This window comes from Pseudomonas putida (assembly GCF_002741075.1).
Classification (GTDB): Bacteria; Pseudomonadota; Gammaproteobacteria; order Pseudomonadales; family Pseudomonadaceae; genus Aquipseudomonas; species Aquipseudomonas putida_T.
Map to the genome: position 1 here is coordinate 5,762,446 of NZ_CP016634.1, position 17,787 is coordinate 5,780,232.

Sequence of the window (17,787 nt, forward strand, 5' to 3'; positions counted from 1 at the left end):
CGCACGCAGTACGCGGCCCTTTTTCATTTTGGGCGATTGCCATGCTTGATCTGATATTGGCTAAGGTATGGTCAAATTTATCTATACCTGTTGGCGATATTCCAAATCCATTTCGCTTGATGCAACTGGCAACCGTCAATACTGAAGGGCAACCTAAGGTAAGCACTGTTGTCTTGCGACAGGCGGATGAGTCTACGAAGTCGATCATCTTTTATGTGGACAAACGGTCGGCGAAGCTTGCAGAGATACTGGCCGAACCTAGAGTCGGTATTACCTCCGTCGACCCGTCTGGCACGCGTCAACTTCGGATTGAAGGCCTAGGTAAACCGTTGTCGGATGTGTCGCTTCTTGCCAAGCACTGGGAGCAGGCACGAGGAAGAACTCAAGCGCTCTTTCGCCATGGGCGCATACCAGGTGAAGCGATTTCTTTACCTTCAACAGCCTATGAAACGCACATGGATGGCTTCAAAAATTTCGCGTTACTGGCTGTCCAACTAAGACAAATAGAGTGGCTCGATCTTACCCAGGATATCCACCAGCGGGCACGCTTCATTTTGCAAGGCGAGCATTGGCAGGCCGGCTGGATCGCCCCCTAAGACAGGATCAATTTAAATGAGCAGAATCGCTATCCACAGTGATCAGGCGCCGAAAGCTATCGGCCCGTATTCGCAAGCAGTCCACATGGGTGAATTGGTTTTCCTGACAGGGCAAATCGCGCTTCATCCTGAAAAGATGGAGTTAGCTCAGGGGATTGAAGCCCAAACCATCCAGGTGCTCGAGAACCTCCAAGCCGTAGCAAAAGCCGCAGGCGGTAGTTTCTCGGACGTTGGAAAACTCACCATTTACCTGACGGACCTCTCGCACTTCGGTGTCGTGAACGAAATCATGAGCCGTTATTTCGAGGCCCCTTTCCCCGCACGCGCTACCGTGGGGGTTTCCGCCCTCGCGTTGAATGCATTGGTAGCAATTGACGCCATTCTGGTACTTCCTCAAAAAACTGGGTAATCCACCCGCTCTCTTACCGACAAATTTCAGTTCAGCACTGGGCAGCGATCGCGTCTTCTGCCCACGTGAATCACTCTCGATTGTGGCAGGGCAAATAGATGGCCAAGGCAGCCGATCTCGTTGTGCAATGTTTGGAAAGTGAAGGCGTCGAGTATGTGTTCGGCATTCCCGGCGAGGAAAACCTCGACCTGCTGGAATCCCTGCGCAAGTCGAAGATCAAGCTGGTCCTGACCCGTCATGAGCAATCCGCGGGCTTCATGGCCGCCACCTACGGCCGCCTGACCGGCAAGACCGGCGTCAGCCTGTCGACCCTCGGCCCTGGTGCCACCAACCTGGTGACCGCCAGCGCCTACGCCTACCTGGGCGGTATGCCGATGATGATGATCACCGGCCAAAAGCCGATCAAGAAGTCCAAGCAGGGCCGGTTCCAGATCATCGATGTGTGCGGCATGATGGACCCCATCACCAAGTACACCCACCAGTTCGCCTCGGCCGACAACATCCCGGCCCGCATGCGCGAAGCCTTCCGCCTGGCTGAAGAAGAAAAGCCAGGCGCTGTGCACCTGGAACTGCCGGAAGACATCGCCGCCGAGCAGACCGATGCCATGCCGATCCAGCCCAGCCTGCACCGTCGCCCGCTGGCCGAGCACGTGGCCATCGAAGCGGCCGTCGAGAAACTGCGCACCGCCCGCAGCCCGATCCTGGTGATCGGCGCCGGTGCCAACCGCAAGATGACCGCCAAGGTTCTCAAGCAACTGATCGACAAGACGGGCATTCCATTCGTCACCACCCAGCTGGGCAAAGGTGTGGTGGACGAGCGCCATCCAAGCTTCCTGGGCAACGCCGCGCTGTCGTCCGGCGACTTCGTGCACCGCGCCATCGAAGCGGCCGACCTGATCATCAACATCGGCCACGACGTCATCGAGAAACCGCCATTCTTCATGGTGCGTGGCGGTACCGAGGTCATCCACGTCAACTTCCGCTCCGCTGAAGTCGACGCCGTGTACTTCCCGCAGATCGAAGTGATCGGCGACATCGCCAACGCCGTCTGGCAGATTGCCGAAGGCCTGGGCGACACCTCGCATTGGGACTTCACCCGCCTGCTGGCGATCCGCGAAGCCAACGAAGCGCAGATCGCCGAAGGCAAGGACGACGACCGCTTCCCGGTGTACCCGCAGCGTCTGGTCGCCGACATCCGCCGCGTCCTGCCGTCCGAAGGCATCGTGGCCCTGGACAACGGCATCTACAAGATCTGGTTCGCCCGCAACTACAAGGCCCACAAGCCCAACACCGTGCTGCTGGACAATGCCCTGGCGACCATGGGCGCCGGCCTGCCGTCGGCCATGGCGGCGCACCTGGTGTACCCGGACCGTCCGGTCATCTCGGTGTGCGGTGATGGCGGCTTCATGATGAACAGCCAGGAGCTGGAAACCGCAGTCCGCCTGGGCATGCACATCACCGTGGTGATCCTGCGTGACGACGGCTACGGCATGATCCGCTGGAAGCAGGCCAACATGGGCTTCACCGACTTCGGCCTGGATTACGGCAACCCAGACTTCGTCAAGTACGCCGAAGCCTACGGTGCCAACGGTCACCGCGTCGAAAGCGCCGAAGGCCTGCTGCCGCTGCTCGAGCACTGCATCAAGACCCCGGGCGTACACGTGATCGACTGCCCGGTGGACTACAGCGAGAACGACCGCATCTTGAACATGGATCTTCGCGAGCGCAGCGCGGCGGTGTAAAGGCCAGACCTAGGGTCTGTATGAAAAGTCTTGAGACGAAGGTCAGGCAAGGCGAAAACAGCCGAGGAACGGTCGGAGTCGCGCTCGACTTTACGGGTTGTAAATGAGCATTCCGAGGCTGTTTTCAACGCAGCATCACCGAGTATCAAGGCTTTTCGTACAGAGCCTAGAGACGGTAAGCCCCCGTAGATACGGGGGCTTACGCGTTGTGTAAAACATCCTTCCATACAGCCATGCTGGATCTTGAGAATTAAAACTGTCGCGGGAAGCCCATGAAATCCGAGGCCTGCTACCTTGCGCGGGTGAAGCGATCAAGGTTTTTCGCACAGACTTATAGGTTGCTTGTATCGGCAGTAGTTGAGGGCGCGTTGAAGACAGATACCGATTGCCTATGGCTTGAGGTTTCCGACCCAGCTTGCAACGCCAGGCGACCGAAAAAGCCTAGAGCAGTCGCCCATGTGGTCAGCCAGACAAAAATACCCGCCCAAAAGGTATGCGACATGTAGTGCCAGCCCTGAAGCACACGGGTCGTCCCATAGACAAAGCCGATCATTAAGATAGCTAGCAGTAACTTGCGCGCGTGCGGCCAGCGATGGCGTAGGGCGACAAAATACAGTGCCAGTAGTGTGAAACCGCTTGAGGCATGCCCACCAGGCCAGCAACGGCCATCTCCCGCTTTTTCCAGCCAGTTGAAGTTACTGAACCATTCGAAGTGTGGATGCTGACCGCCGTACAGTGTGGTTTCTACAGGACAATAAACGCCCGTATGGCTTTTTAGGTAGTGAATCACGCCCGTGGACAAGGCAAATGCGACAACGATGAAGAGAAAATCACGACGATAGCGTGTGGTGAAACGCAATAAAGGGGCAATTCGAGTCGTGACCAGGAGGCGTGTCAAGGGCGCCTGAGGAGCATTCGAGAAACGAGGCCATACGAACGACAGTATTGCTCCGATAACTGCTAACTCACCGGTCCAGTCAGGCAATATCCTGGGCCATTTATGGGTGATCTTTTCAAACCAATCATTATGCAGTAATGGAAATTGCCCAGTTGCCGGGTCAAGTAACATATTGCTGATCATCCGGTCAGCTTCGGTAAGATCGAAAAAAATAAACACGGCCAGGGCCAACAACAGTGGCACGCCCAAATTGGCCCAGTAAAAGGAGGTGCGAGGGGGGAGTTGCATGCTTAGTTCCCTGCGTGAGTGGTCAGGTTGCGCCATTTGTTGGCATTTATCTGGCCCAAGATTCGGGCCTTACCGCTCATGTCCACCGTGACAAACAACGCGCTGGCATAAGCGCTGGCACGCTCATAGGCAGGAACGTGCAAGGAGCGCTCCAATTGATCGATGCAACCACTATGGGTAATCAGCACCATGTTGTGACCAGGGTGCTTATTGTTGAGGGCATTGCTGGAAAAATGGTTATCGCATTGGTTGAGCCAGTACTGAGTGGGAATGGCCTCGTTAAAAATAAAACGTGCGGTTTGTTGTGTACGTATCTCAGGGCTACTGAGCATCTGAACATTTTGTAAACCTAGGGAGCGAATACCTTTGCCCACCTCGGCTGCCACTTGGCTACCGGCAACCGTAATACCTGTGTGGTCATTCAAGCAGGCATTGTGAGAGCGATCGCAGCGCTCGGCGTGGCGAATCAGAACGAGAACGTTACCTTTGGCCCATTCAGCATAGAGCCCGCTACTCAAGGCCTGCTGCTCATTGACCACGTCTCGGACATGTGTCCGCGTTGAGCACCACGCGCAGATCAGTACGACCGCAGCCAGGAAACCGAATGCGACAGCCAGAACTTTGCTGAATGACCCTATGGACTGGGTTAAGCGGTGGCCAGTTGGGAGAGCTACGAGCTCTTGCCGCATAGGATCACTCCGAATTCAGGATGGGGATTCGCAGCATTCATGTAGGCTGCGAATATCCGGTCATCGTAAAGACCAACCTGTCGGAGGCGAGTGAAGCGGATGTGAAAAAAACCTTGGCTATGCTTGAGCACTATTAAGCACATGCACGAGCAAAACAACGAGAGCTTATTAGGCTCAGTCCAACTCAGCCAAGCGATAGCCCATCCCTGGAACAGTGTGAATTAACGGCCTCGAAAAAGGCCGATCCACAGCCTGCCTAAGCAAATGAATGTGGGTGCGCAGGTTATCCCCGCCCGTAATCGAGTCGCCCCACATTTCTTTTTCGATTTTCTCCCGCCTGACGATCTTCGGACTGTTCTCCATTAATATTCTAAGGAGCTTCCGACACATCGGGTTAATTTTTATGAATTTCCCCTGACGTACTACCTCAAATGTATCGAGGTCAAAATGGAGATCGCCAACCTGTATGGAGTTTCGCCGGGCACCGCGACTGCGACCAACCACGGCCTGGATACGGACCAGCAATTCAGCCAAAGCAAATGGCTTCACCAAGTAATCATCTGCACCACTGTTGAACCCTTGAAGTTTATCCTCGAGTGTATCTCGAGCAGTGAGCATGATGATTGGCGTTTCAATGCGACCTTCCTGCCGCAGGGTGTGACAGATTTTATTTCCATCCATTCCCGGCAGCATGATATCCAGCACTATCAAATCATAATTCTTCGTGGTGGCTAGGTGCAAACCTGTCAGGCCATCCTTGGCGCTCTCGACAGAAAGCCCGTGATTACTCAGGTATTCGACAATGTTTGCAAGAATATCTAAATTATCCTCGACAACCAATACACGCATAGTCGCTCACAATTTTTTCATAGCTTAAAGCAAGCCGGTTCGACCAGGTCGGAACGGCTGCCTAGGCTGTGCCGCGCCGACCATACATTGTGACACTTCAATCTCTCAGTTTATCTCTCGCGAGTTAATTGTCAGCCGAAGTTTCCACTCCTGCTATATGGTTAGCCTCACAAGGTTGGAATATATCCAACTTTTCGCGATAAATAGCGGTCTGCACACTCATGATACCTAATACCGAATGGAACAAGTTGTCGTGGGACAACGTCGCTCCGGCTTGCTGATCCATGCAGGAAAGCGAAATACCTCTTCTTGCTGCCAGTTGCTGGGACATCCAGAGTATCATCGGTACATGTGTCTGCTCTTCAGGAGCCAGGGCGTAGGGTAGACCATGCAAATACACACCCTTTTCCCCGAGTGACTCACCATGATCCGAGACATAAAGCATTGCACTATCAAATCTTGAAGCATTTTCTTTGAGCAAGTCGATAATTTGAGCCAGCACATGATCGGAATATAAGAGCGTATTGTCGTACGCATTGCGAATGCTTTGGTTCCCACACTGATCAAGCTGACTATCTGTGCAGACGGGCTTAAACTTTTCAAACGCTGGAGGGTAACGCTTGTAATAGGCTGGACCGTGGCTGCCTTTCATATGAAGCACTACGACAGTATCACCGTTACGCGTATCAAGATAATTTTGCAGGCCTGAAAGTAGAACTTCGTCGAAGCAGCCGTCCGCGTTACAAATTTGCGCGACACTTGCATGGGAAAGGTCGTCAGTTGGTACGCGATCGCATGCACCTTTGCATCCTGAATTGTTGTCTCGCCAGAGGACGGAAATGCCCGCATGTTGCAGCACATCCAGTAACCCCTCACGTTTATCGGCGTACTGGTTCTTCCATGCTTTACGCCCTAGATCTTGGAACATGCAAGGAACCGAGATCGCAGTCGCCGTTCCGCAAGAACTGACCTTTTTGAAACTCAGCACTTGACGAAGCGCCAGTTCAGGGTTTGTTTCACGATCATAACCGTTGAGAGAAAAATTCATTGCCCGCGCTGTTTCGCCCACGACTACAACCATCAGTTTGTGTCGATCCGTGGCGCCTACTTCGACTCGCTGATGCGCATCAGTACCGACTTGTACAAAAGGCTCAGATGTGTGGAAGGCGCGTTTGGCATAACTATGAACAGCCCCCAATACATTCGACGGTACCAAGATCAGGCGCACCTCCCGATTGTTACGCAGTAGTGATGCATAGGACTGATATTGTGTTGCCAGGATCACGCCGACCATGGCCACGACGAGCGCCAAACTGCCCAAACGCCAAATGGCCTGTCGCTGCCGGAGGGGGGAGGTCAGCGGCAGGCGATAAATAACCAGACCTGGCAGTACGCTTGTTGCGAGCAGCCAGAAGGCCAAACCAGGTGTCAGGAGGTCGCGAGCCTCGGCGGGGTCCGTCTGGAGAACATTCATTAACATCGAAGCGTCGATGACAATGCCATAGCGAGAAATAAAGTAACTCGCCACAGAAGCCATAACGATCAACAGGACCAACATAGGGCGTAGCAGGCGCCCCCAGCACAGTGCCCAGAGAAGGATGAAGTGCCAGGCGAACACAAAAACAGGAAGGCTCAGCAGGAACAACGGGTTTCCATTATTGAACCCATCAATAGCTCGCCAGACGGTGGACCAGAACACCGAGTTGACTGCCACTGTCATCCACAAGGCGACCAGCGCTATCATGCCAATAGGATTGAGACACTTTCTCACCAAAACGCCATTATGGTGAGTTACCGCTTCCTTGTTCATACACCTACTGCTCCAAACAGATTGGCATGATCGATCTAGTTATTAGTGCGCGTCTTTCGGCCAGGACTGACCACGCTGTACTTGATGATCAAAATCAGTCCCCATGGGATCACCAAGCCAACGAAAATCAGTGCGACCAGCAAGATGTTGCGCTCTGCAAGTCGGAAAAATTCCATCACTGCACAGGCCAAAATCAGCGTAAGTCCCGCGGGCGCAACAAGTCTGCGCTTACCGAAATGAATCCGAGTTGAGCGCTGACGGCTGTAGTCCACTAGCCAAAGGAAAAACCACGTCATGCTCGATGCCATGAACAACATGAGAAAGAGCAATCGATAAGCAAACACAGATTCAGGCATGACCCGAGTCCTTTCAGCTCGAACGCACACGCCCACCTTTTAAGGTTTGCACCATAAAAAAATTGTTAAAAAAGTATGTCCGAGAGATCCATGCCCGGTGCACAGGCCAGATTAATAGAAAAATCGCCATGCACTGCACCGAATCGATCGCCCAAGAGCAAGCGGGGAGCTTACCTGAGCACTGAGCGACAATGCGGTAATGTCAGCAATGAATGCCCAACAGTTTATCGCTGAGCCAGGACAGCCGCCTCACGGACTTATGGATCTGCTTTGACTGTCGGATGGGGCCAGCGCAAACGTACACACCACCCCTGAAGATTCACGGTGTCGATGAAGCCCATGTCTATCATTCCCCCCGTACGTTGAACGATGGTGCGCACGATAGACAGTCCGAGCCCGGAGCCTTCCTCCTGAATTCCCTGGCCTCGATAGAACGGATCGAACACGCGCTCCCATTCCTCTGGCGCGATGCCAGGACCAGTATCCAGAACACTGAGTTCTGCGACTCCTGCAGTCTTGTTCATCTGCACATCGACATGTCCACCTACTGGCGTATGACGAATGGCATTTTCGACCAGATTCTTGATGACTGCGCGAAGCTCGACTTCACGAATGATCAAACGGACATCTTCTCCCTCGACGCCAATGTCGAGTTGCTTTCGCTCTGCCAGCGGCATGAGGTCTTCCAGCACCAATCGGCAGACATCATGGAGCGATACGCTCTCTGCGGGTTGTGACCCGAGTTGTGCCCCTGCCAATGCCAGTAGCTGCTCAACGAGCTTGCGGCTCCTGGAGATACCACGGCGCAGTTGCTTAACTTGAGCCTGAGCCCCTGCGGACATTAACTCGGTTTCCAACCCCTCGGTCTGCAGCGACAGCGCCGTCAGCGGAGTGCGCAGTTCATGAGCAGCATCAGCGACAAATCGCCTCTGCCCCTCTAGGGTCCGTGCAACACGTCCGAGCAGCCGGTTAATCGCATGCACGAAAGGGCGAATTTCGCTGGCAAGTGCTTGGTCATCGATCGGGTCGAGATCCTGTTCCTCTCTGCTATCTAGCAAAGCGGCTACGGCGGCAATAGGTTTGAACAGTTTTCGAATCAGATTGGCGACTACCAGCAATAAAATGGGAATCAGGATGGCGAAAGGCAGCAGTGCACGCCACGCGCTATCGCGCGCATCACGATTACGGCTATCGATTTCCTGGGCCACAACGAAGCGCGCACCTGCGGCATCCTGGCCAACCAGAACGCGAAATGGTTCATCCCCTACCTTAACAGTGGATATCCCATCGACAATGGAAGTTGGGATAGGCAGTGGTAGCTGGCTGTCATCGCCATGGCTAACCTTTGAACCGTCTTCTACATACTGAATGACAATCCTGGTTTCCTCGTCATCGCCCGTCGTGGCGACCCGTTTAGTTGGATAGCGAAAGGTCATGCCTTGCCGCGTGTACAGCGCTGCAACTTGTCGCAAGCTGTTATCTTGGAACTCCAGCGCTTCATCGAAGGCTGAAACGTAGCTGAAGGCCCCCGTAATGATGGCGACCAGTAGGATCGCGATGGACAGGGCCAACGATAAACGCAGTTGCAATGAATGGTTCAAACGCCTTTTGAGACCATCCATCCCAACCCCCTGACGTTGCGAATGACCTCCTTGCCCAACTTACGACGCAGAGCATGGATGAGAAACTCTACGGCGTTGCTCTCAACTTCGTTGCCCCAACCGTAAAGTCTGTCCTCAAGTTCTGCGCGCGATAGGATTGCGCCGGGTCGCACGAGCAAGGCCTGTAGTAACGCAAATTCGCGGTTGGACAGTTGCACAATGTCCTGACCCAAAACGTGCGCGCATTTAGAGGCAGGGTCCAGGGTAACCATGCCATTAGTCAGTTCGGGTGCAGCGCGCCCGCCCTTACGGCGCATGACGGCGCGCATCCTGGCAAGCAGTTCGGCCATTTCGAAAGGCTTTTGCAAGAAATCATCCGCACCGCCATCCAGTCCTCGTAAGCGATCATCTAGCCCTGGACGAGCAGTGATGATGAGTAACGGCACAGGGTTATCCGCCGCACGAAGGTGCTGCAGCAATTGCAGGCCATCCTGCCCAGGCAACCCGAGATCAAGCAGTACCTGGTCATAGTCGTGCGCAAGCAGCGCTGTCTCGGCAGTCAAGCCGTTATCGACACAATCCACGGCATACCCCGCAGCTTCCAGTGCAGCCTGGAGCGCTTGGGCGATCATCGAGTCATCCTCGACCAGCAGTATTCGCATTGAGTTCCCAGAGGTTGAAAGATGAAAGAACGATAGCCTTCATGGCGCTTTACTGAAAGCCAATCGCCCTGCTCCATCTCAGCCCTGTCGTGGGCCTTGTAACGTATCGAACGTCTTGAGCAGTGTCTCCATCGCGGCCTTGCAATCAGCCTGTTGAGGCGGACTCGCGCGAAGCGCGTCGAGTGAGCGGTCTATGGCCTTATCCAGCAAGTGCCAGTCACTGGCCGCACGAGGTTTGATGCCCGCTTCAGCATCGTCCCAGGCCTTTTCCAGATCTTTTATCCGGATCTTGGCGCCCGCTAGGTCCTGAGCGTCCACCTTGGCCGCGACATCTTGAGCGATTACACGAAATGCACTGAGATCGCCCAGCTTGGTCGAGGTATGGATACCGGAGCTGGTCGGCTGAGGATCATCCGCCTTGGTGCACCCTTGGGTTGCTCCAAGAGCTGAGACAACGAAGGTAACTGCCAGAGCGGTCAGTAGCGCACGGTTCGAAATCATTGGATATACCTCTTTTTCAGGGAGCAAGTCGCTTGGACTGGACGGCACCGATCTGGGCAACGCCAACCAACATGAAAATGACGCTAAGGAAGACTGCGCTGGTCCACGTGGCTCCCATGCCAAGGCCACCGTATTCGCGAGATTGAGTAAGCAAGTCACCCAGCGAGGCACCGAGCGGGCGGGTGAGGATGTAAGCGACCCAGAAGACCAAGACTGTGTTGGTGCCCAACCGCCACGCGATCAGGCAGCCTGCGATCAGGGCGCCAAAGATCAGCGTCCCAATACCAAAACCTAGGCCCAACGCCTCGGTGGCCAAGTCCCCGCCCGCGGTACCCAGAGCGAAGGTACAAAGTACGGTGGCCCAGTAGAACAGCTCGCGTCGTGGGGTAACGATCTGGCGGATGGACAAGTTGCGCTCCAGCGCATACCAGACCGTAAAATTGATCACCAGCAGTAACGAGAAGACTGCCGTGCTGGTGTACAGACTGACGTCAAGTACGTCAGTCAAGATGTCTGTGATCTGAGTACCCAAGATGCTCACCAGGACCACGCTTAACCAATAGATCCAGGGTTCGTACGAAGGCTTGCGCATTTGCAAGATGAGTGCCCCGAACAGCAGTAACGCCATCACCGCACTGGTGATACCAAGTCCCCAACCGACGTCGACAGCGAGAAAGTCGGCGAACGTCTCACCGACGGTGGTGGACATGATCTTGATAATCCAGAAGGCGAGTGTCACCTCCGGTACTTTGTTGAGCCAGCGTGTGCTGAGTGCATTCATCGCGGTTGCCTCCTGTTGTTGCGGTGACAGGAGGGGAGGTTAAGGACGAAAACTTAGGTGGACCTGAGTAGTGACGTTGAAATGCTCCCAGGGCGGGATCATTCGATAGCTGCGTCAAGACACTCGTTGCGGGATCGTGAATAGACCCCTGGGGATCTTGCCTCTGCTCAAGGAACTGCCAAAAGCTGCCTTTCCGATCGTCCGCTTTGGGTCCAGGCAGTGTGAAGACTGCCAGATCGATTCGGCTGGTTGAAAAACAACCTAAATTTCGCGTTTTTTACGCGGACTCTGGGTTGGCTGGAACAAACAAGCCTTCTCAGATTTCACGCAGAAACGCGCTCTTCGAAGAGTCGCGTGGGTTTTCACACGATAGGGAGCCGCCGAGGGCTCCCATGCCTGCTACGACAATTTTTATTGTTCAACAACAGACTTTATTGTCGAAAACCACGCCGGGAAACGCGTGAACAGCCTTACTCCACCGTCACCGACTTGGCCAGGTTACGCGGCTGGTCGACGTCAGTGCCTTTGAGCACCGCCACGTAGTACGACAGCAACTGCAGCGGGATGGTATAGACGATCGGCGCCAGCGCATCGATGACGTGCGGCACTTTGATCACATGGGTGCCTTCGCCGTTGCTCATGCCGGCGTTCTCATCAGCGAACACTACCAGCTGGCCGCCGCGGGCGCGGACTTCCTGCAGGTTGGACTTGAGCTTTTCCAGCAGCTCGTTGTTCGGCGCCACGGTCACCACAGGCATGTCGTTGTCGACCAAGGCCAACGGGCCGTGCTTGAGTTCACCGGCTGGGTAGGACTCGGCGTGGATGTAGGAAATCTCCTTGAGCTTGAGCGCCCCTTCCATGGCCACCGGGTACTGGGCGCCACGGCCCAGGAACAGGGTGTGGTGCTTGTCGGCGAACAGCTCGGCGGTCTTTTCGACGATGCTGTCCATCGCCAGTGCTTCACCCAGGCGCGTGGGCAGACGGCGCAGTTCTTCCACCAGCTCGGCCTCGACGCCAGCCGGCAAGGTGCCACGCACTTGGCCCAGGGCCAGGGTCAGCAGCATCAACGAAACCAGCTGGGTGGTGAAGGCCTTGGTCGAGGCCACGCCGATTTCCGGGCCAGCCAGGGTCAGCAGGGTCAGGTCCGACTCGCGCACCAGCGAGCTGATGCCCACGTTGCAGATCGCCAGGCTCCCCAGGAAGCCCAGCTCCTTGGCGTTGCGCAGGGCGGCCAAGGTATCGGCGGTCTCACCGGACTGGGAGATAGAGACGAACAAGGTGTCCGGCTGTACCACTACCTTGCGGTAGCGGAACTCGCTGGCGACTTCGACCTGGCACGGGATCCCGGCCAGCTCTTCGAGCCAGTAACGGGCGACCATGCCAGCGTGGTAGCTGGTACCGCAGGCGACGATCTGGACATTGCGCACCTTGGCGAACAGGTCGGCGGCTTGCGGGCCGAAGGCCTGGACCATGACGTGGTCCTTGCCCAGGCGACCTTCCAGCGTGCGCTGGACGACGCTCGGCTGCTCGTGGATCTCCTTGAGCATGAAGTGGCGGTAGGCGCCTTTGTCCGCGGCCTCGGCCCCTTCGTGATACTGCACGGTCTCACGCTGAACCTTGTGGCCGGCTTGGTCCCAGATGCTCACCTGGTCACGGCGGATCTCGGCAATGTCGCCCTCCTCCAGGTACATGAAGCGGTCGGTGACCTGGCGCAGTGCCAGTTGGTCGGAGGCCAGGAAGTTCTCACCCAGGCCCAGGCCGATCACCAGCGGGCTGCCACTGCGAGCGGCGACCAAACGATCCGGCTGGTGCTTGCTGATCAATGCCAGGCCGTAGGCACCGTGCAGGCGCTGGACGGCTGCCTTGAGGGCGTCGGTAATGTCGGGGACGGATTTCAGGATGTGATGGATCAGGTGCACGATGACTTCGGTATCGGTTTCCGATGCGAAGACATAGCCCAGGCCCTTGAGTTCTTCACGCAGGGCTTCGTGGTTCTCGATGATGCCGTTGTGAACAACCGCCACGTCGTCGCCGGAGAAGTGCGGGTGGGCGTTGTGTTCGGTTGGGGCACCATGGGTCGCCCAGCGGGTGTGAGCGATCCCGAGCTGACCCGCCAAGGGGTCGGCGGCAACAGCGGCTTCAAGCTCGCTGACCTTGCCAATGCGACGCCGGCGCTCGAGAACGCCCTGGGCAGTCAGAACCGCCAGGCCAGCGCTGTCGTACCCGCGGTACTCCAGGCGCTTGAGCCCTTCGATGAGGATGGCAGTGATATTACGCTCGGCTACGGCACCGACGATTCCACACATGATTATTGCTCCTGGCTGATCGCGGCGCAGATCAGGTTGATGCCGCGGGCTTGAATCTGTTCGCGTGCCTCCAGCGGCAGGCGATCATCTGTAATAAGGGTGTTGACGCTGCCCCAGGGCAGCTCGAGATTGGGGATCTTGCGCCCGACTTTGTCCGACTCGACCATCACGATCACTTCCCGGGCGACTTCCGCCATGACCCGGCTCAGGCCTAGCAGTTCATTGAAAGTCGTCGTGCCACGGATGAGGTCGATGCCATCGGCGCCGATGAACAACTGGTCGAAATCGTAGGAGCGCAGCACCTGCTCGGCAACTTGGCCCTGGAAGGATTCGGAATGAGGATCCCAGGTACCCCCAGTCATCAGCAGCACCGGCTCGTGCTCCAGTTCGCTGATGGCGCGGGCGACGTTCAGGGAGTTGGTCATCACCACCAGGCCGGGTTGACGCCCCAACTGCGGGATCATGGCAGCGGTGGTGCTGCCGCTGTCAATGATGATGCGCGCGTGTTCACGGATCCGCCCTACCGCCGCTTTGGCAATCGCCTGCTTGTAGCTCGACACAGGCTGCACGGTCTCGACGAGCATTTCCTGTGGCACAGGGATGGCGCCGCCATAGCGACGCAGCAGCAGCCCGTTGGATTCGAGCGCTGCCAGGTCCTTACGGATAGTGACTTCAGAGGTTTCGAAACGCTTGGCCAGGGCGTCCACGCTCACCTCGCCTTGCTCGTTGAGCAAAGCCAGGATGTTGTGACGACGCTGCGGGGTGTTTCGTTTCGACATTGGCGTGATAAGTTTCGATTCGAAAGATAATGATTGCAATCAAAACCTAAGCCCAACGATTCGTCAAGCGCCGCCCACGGCATTTTGTCGGCCAGCTGAATGACCCATTGTTTTCCACAGATAGAAAAAACCGGCTTATTCACATAAGCCGGCTTGTGCATAACTGACTGTGGATAAATCAGCTCTTCTTGATTTTCTCGGGACGTTTCCAGCCATCGATATTGCGTTGGCGTGCGCGGGCCACCGCCAACTGCTTAGCTTCAACGGTTTGGGTGATGGTCGAACCCGCTGCGGTGGTAGCGCCCGCCTGGATTTCCACAGGAGCGACCAAGGAGTTGTTGGACCCGATGAACACGTCTTCGCCCATCACGGTCTTGAACTTGTTGGCGCCATCGTAGTTGCAGGTAATGGTGCCTGCGCCAATGTTGGTACGTGCACCGATCTCGGCATCACCCAGATAGCTCAGGTGACCGGCCTTGGCGCCTTCGCCCAGGTGGGCGTTCTTGAGTTCGACAAAGTTACCCACATGGGCCTTGGCATCCAGCACACTGCCCGGGCGCAGGCGAGCGAACGGGCCGGCATCACTGCCCTCGCCCATCACGGCACCCTCGATATGACTGTTGGCCTTGATGATCGCGCCCTTGCGCAGGGTGCTGTCCTTGATCACGCAGTTGGGGCCGATCTGCACGTCGTCCTCAATGACCACCTTGCCTTCGAGGATCACGTTGATGTCGATCAGCACATCGCGGCCAACCGTCACTTCACCACGGACATCGAAGCGCGACGGGTCACGCAGGGTCACGCCCTGGGCCATCAAACGGCGACCTTCGCGCAGCTGATAATGACGCTCGAGCTCCGACAGCTGGCGCCGGTCGTTGGCGCCCTGCACTTCCATCGGGTCGTGAGGCTGCTCGGTGGCCACCACCAAGCCATCGGCCACGGCCATGGCGATCACGTCGGTGAGGTAGTACTCGCCCTGGGCGTTGTTGTTGGACAAACGGCTCATCCAGTCGGCCAAGCGTGACGCCGGCATGGCCAGGATGCCGGTGTTGCCTTCCTTGATCGCTTTCTGCGCATCGCTGGCATCTTTGTGCTCCACGATGGCCGTCACCTGGCCCTGGGCATCGCGAACGATACGGCCGTAACCGGTTGGGTCCACGAGATCGACAGTCAGAAGGCCCAGCTGGTTGGCGCTGACCTTGGCCAAGAGGCGCTGCAAAGTCTCGACCTCGATCAACGGTACATCGCCATAGAGCACCAGTACGTTATCGGCAGTGATTGCTGGCAGCGCCTGGGCAACGGCATGGCCGGTGCCCAGCTGTTTGTCCTGCATCACGAAGTTCAGGTCACTGGCGGCCAGACGCTCGCGAACCAACTCCGCACCGTGGCCGATGACCACATGAATGCCCGTCGGATTCAGCTGTCGGGCACTGTGGATAACATGGCCCAGCATGGAGTTGCCAGCAACCGGATGCAGTACCTTGGGCAGCGCCGAACGCATGCGGGTGCCTTGGCCTGCGGCGAGAATAACGATATCGAGAGACATTGACTGGCTACCAATCCTGGGCGGTCAGTGACATGACCGGTATATGAGGGACAAAAAGAAAAAGGGTAGCCGATGGCTACCCTTTTTCTCAATCTGCATGAAGCCTGCGGTATCAGCCGCCGAACTTCTTGCGGATCTGCTGGACGGTACGCAGCTGGGCTGCGGCCTCGGCCAGACGTGCGGATGCAGCACTGTAGTCGAAATCCGCGCCTTTCTCATGCAGGGCCTTCTCAGCAGCCTTGACGGCATCCTGAGCGGAGGCTTCGTCCAGGTCGGCGGCACGTTGCACGGTATCGGCGAGTACCTTGACCATGTTCGGCTGCACTTCCAGGAAACCACCGGAGATGTAGAACACCTCGCGATCGCCACCCTGCTTGGTCAGCGTGATCGGACCTGGTTTCAGATTGGTGATCAGCGGCGCGTGGCCTGGAGCGATACCCAGATCGCCCAGGTTGCCGTGCGCAACCACCATCTCAACCAGACCGGAGAAGATTTCTCCTTCCGCGCTGACGATATCGCAATGGACTGTCATAGCCATCTGCTTGCCTCAACCTGATTAGCGCCCCTTTCGGGGCGCCGGGATTACAGTTTCTTGGCTTTCTCGATCGCTTCGTCGATGCTGCCGACCATGTAGAACGCTTGTTCTGGCAGGTGGTCGTAGTCACCTTTGAGGATGCCGCTGAAGCCAGCGATGGTGTCTTTCAGGGAAACGTACTTGCCTGGCGAACCGGTGAAGACTTCGGCCACGAAGAACGGCTGCGACAGGAAGCGCTGGATCTTACGAGCGCGGGCAACCAGTTGCTTGTCGGCTTCGGACAGTTCGTCCATACCCAGGATCGCGATGATGTCCTTCAGCTCTTTGTAGCGCTGCAGAACATACTGAACCTGGCGGGCAGTTTCGTAGTGCTCGTTGCCGATCACGTTCGGGTCCAGCTGGCGCGAAGTCGAGTCCAGTGGGTCGACCGCTGGGTAGATACCCAGGGAGGCGATGTCACGGGACAGAACGACGGTGGCGTCCAAGTGGGCGAAGGTAGTGGCTGGCGACGGGTCGGTCAGGTCGTCCGCAGGTACGTATACGGCCTGGATCGAGGTGATCGAACCTTCTTTGGTCGAAGTAATACGCTCTTGCAGAACGCCCATCTCTTCGGCCAGGGTCGGCTGGTAACCTACTGCCGAAGGCATACGGCCCAGCAGTGCGGATACTTCGGTACCGGCCAGGGTGTAACGATAGATGTTGTCGACGAACAGCAGAACGTCGTTACCTTCATCACGGAACTTCTCAGCCATGGTCAGGCCAGTCAGCGCTACGCGCAGACGGTTTCCTGGTGGCTCGTTCATCTGACCGTAGACCAGTGCTACTTTGTCGAGAACGTTGGAGTCCTTCATCTCGTGGTAGAAGTCGTTACCCTCACGAGTACGCTCACCCACACCGGCGAACACGGAATAACCGCTGTGCTCGATGGCGATGTTACGGATCAGTTCCATCATGTTAACGGTCTTGCCGACGCCGGCACCACCGAACAGACCAACCTTACCACCCTTGGCGAACGGGCAGACCAGGTCGATTACCTTGATGCCGGTTTCCAGCAGGTCGTTACCGCCTGCCTGGTCAGCGAACGAAGGCGCCTTCTGGTGGATACCACGACGCTCTTCCTCGCCGATCGGACCCGCTTCGTCGATCGGGTTGCCCAGAACGTCCATGATACGGCCCAGGGTGGCCTTACCCACTGGAACGGAGATGGCAGCGCCGGTGTCGACGACATCCAGACCGCGCTTCAGGCCTTCGGTGGAGCCCATCGCAATGGTACGAACCACGCCGTCGCCCAGCTGCTGCTGAACTTCCAGGGTGGTTTCCGCGCCTTGTACTTTCAGCGCGTTGTAAACACTCGGCACGACGTCACGTGGGAATTCCACGTCGATGACGGCGCCGATGATTTGAACGATACGTCCGCTACTCATAGCTGGATCCTCTGA

General features: G+C 56.6%; 17 protein-coding genes. 3 read left to right on the plus strand and 14 right to left on the minus strand.

Features of this window, described 5'->3' with window-relative positions:
• Window positions 1–41 precede the first annotated feature (41 nt).
• The 3 genes from IEC33019_RS27065 to IEC33019_RS27075 all read left to right on the plus strand — a co-directional run bounded on the left by IEC33019_RS27065 (window position 42) and on the right by IEC33019_RS27075 (window position 2,747).
• Window positions 42–596: a pyridoxamine 5'-phosphate oxidase family protein gene (locus IEC33019_RS27065; protein WP_070093441.1), complete on the plus strand. Its 555-nt coding sequence runs from the start codon at window positions 42–44 to the stop codon at window positions 594–596.
• 16 nt (window positions 597–612) lie between these two features.
• Window positions 613–1,005: a Rid family detoxifying hydrolase gene (locus IEC33019_RS27070; RefSeq protein ID WP_070093442.1), complete on the plus strand. Its 393-nt coding sequence runs from the start codon at window positions 613–615 to the stop codon at window positions 1,003–1,005.
• 98 nt (window positions 1,006–1,103) lie between these two features.
• On the plus strand, window positions 1,104–2,747 hold the full coding sequence (locus IEC33019_RS27075; RefSeq protein WP_099594102.1) for an acetolactate synthase large subunit: 1,644 nt from the start codon (window positions 1,104–1,106) through the stop codon (window positions 2,745–2,747).
• 331 nt (window positions 2,748–3,078) lie between these two features.
• Here IEC33019_RS27075 and IEC33019_RS27080 read toward each other — a convergent pair whose 3' ends face one another.
• From IEC33019_RS27080 to atpD, 14 genes are all read right to left on the minus strand, one after another.
• Window positions 3,079–3,933 carry a phosphatase PAP2 family protein gene (locus IEC33019_RS27080; RefSeq protein WP_070091281.1) on the minus strand — a complete coding sequence of 285 codons (855 nt, stop codon included), beginning with the start codon at window positions 3,931–3,933 and terminating at the stop codon, window positions 3,079–3,081.
• Window positions 3,934–3,935: 2 nt separating this feature from the next.
• The gene (locus IEC33019_RS27085; RefSeq protein WP_139139860.1) at window positions 3,936–4,622 is read right to left on the minus strand and encodes a histidine phosphatase family protein; all 687 of its coding nucleotides are present in this window, start codon (window positions 4,620–4,622) and stop codon (window positions 3,936–3,938) included.
• A gap of 174 nt (window positions 4,623–4,796) precedes the next feature.
• The gene (locus IEC33019_RS27090; RefSeq protein WP_070091282.1) at window positions 4,797–5,471 is read right to left on the minus strand and encodes a response regulator transcription factor; all 675 of its coding nucleotides are present in this window, start codon (window positions 5,469–5,471) and stop codon (window positions 4,797–4,799) included.
• Between the two features lie 124 nt (window positions 5,472–5,595).
• On the minus strand, window positions 5,596–7,281 hold the full coding sequence (locus IEC33019_RS27095; RefSeq protein WP_070091283.1) for a phosphoethanolamine transferase: 1,686 nt from the start codon (window positions 7,279–7,281) through the stop codon (window positions 5,596–5,598).
• Window positions 7,282–7,316: 35 nt separating this feature from the next.
• Window positions 7,317–7,637 carry a hypothetical protein gene (locus IEC33019_RS27100; protein ID WP_070091284.1) on the minus strand — a complete coding sequence of 107 codons (321 nt, stop codon included), beginning with the start codon at window positions 7,635–7,637 and terminating at the stop codon, window positions 7,317–7,319.
• Window positions 7,638–7,894: 257 nt separating this feature from the next.
• The gene (locus IEC33019_RS27105; protein ID WP_070091285.1) at window positions 7,895–9,259 is read right to left on the minus strand and encodes an ATP-binding protein; all 1,365 of its coding nucleotides are present in this window, start codon (window positions 9,257–9,259) and stop codon (window positions 7,895–7,897) included.
• Window positions 9,235–9,900: a response regulator gene (locus IEC33019_RS27110; RefSeq protein WP_070091286.1), complete on the minus strand. Its 666-nt coding sequence runs from the start codon at window positions 9,898–9,900 to the stop codon at window positions 9,235–9,237. Before IEC33019_RS27110 ends, IEC33019_RS27105 begins: the two co-directional genes overlap by 25 nt.
• Before the next feature lie 78 nt (window positions 9,901–9,978).
• Window positions 9,979–10,401, minus strand: a complete 423-nt coding sequence (locus IEC33019_RS27115) for a hypothetical protein (RefSeq protein ID WP_070091287.1) — start codon at window positions 10,399–10,401, stop codon at window positions 9,979–9,981.
• 16 nt (window positions 10,402–10,417) lie between these two features.
• Window positions 10,418–11,182: a COG4705 family protein gene (locus IEC33019_RS27120; protein ID WP_099594105.1), complete on the minus strand. Its 765-nt coding sequence runs from the start codon at window positions 11,180–11,182 to the stop codon at window positions 10,418–10,420.
• A gap of 470 nt (window positions 11,183–11,652) precedes the next feature.
• Window positions 11,653–13,488, minus strand: a complete 1,836-nt coding sequence (glmS, locus tag IEC33019_RS27125) for a glutamine--fructose-6-phosphate transaminase (isomerizing) (RefSeq protein ID WP_070091289.1) — start codon at window positions 13,486–13,488, stop codon at window positions 11,653–11,655.
• Window positions 13,489–13,490: 2 nt separating this feature from the next.
• Window positions 13,491–14,267 carry a DeoR/GlpR family DNA-binding transcription regulator gene (locus IEC33019_RS27130; RefSeq protein WP_070091290.1) on the minus strand — a complete coding sequence of 259 codons (777 nt, stop codon included), beginning with the start codon at window positions 14,265–14,267 and terminating at the stop codon, window positions 13,491–13,493.
• 178 nt (window positions 14,268–14,445) lie between these two features.
• Window positions 14,446–15,813: a bifunctional UDP-N-acetylglucosamine diphosphorylase/glucosamine-1-phosphate N-acetyltransferase GlmU gene (gene glmU, locus IEC33019_RS27135; RefSeq protein WP_070091291.1), complete on the minus strand. Its 1,368-nt coding sequence runs from the start codon at window positions 15,811–15,813 to the stop codon at window positions 14,446–14,448.
• A gap of 112 nt (window positions 15,814–15,925) precedes the next feature.
• Window positions 15,926–16,351: a F0F1 ATP synthase subunit epsilon gene (locus IEC33019_RS27140; RefSeq protein ID WP_043214185.1), complete on the minus strand. Its 426-nt coding sequence runs from the start codon at window positions 16,349–16,351 to the stop codon at window positions 15,926–15,928.
• A 44-nt stretch (window positions 16,352–16,395) separates the two neighbouring features.
• Window positions 16,396–17,772: a F0F1 ATP synthase subunit beta gene (atpD, locus tag IEC33019_RS27145; protein ID WP_023383132.1), complete on the minus strand. Its 1,377-nt coding sequence runs from the start codon at window positions 17,770–17,772 to the stop codon at window positions 16,396–16,398.
• Window positions 17,773–17,787: the final 15 nt, after the last annotated feature.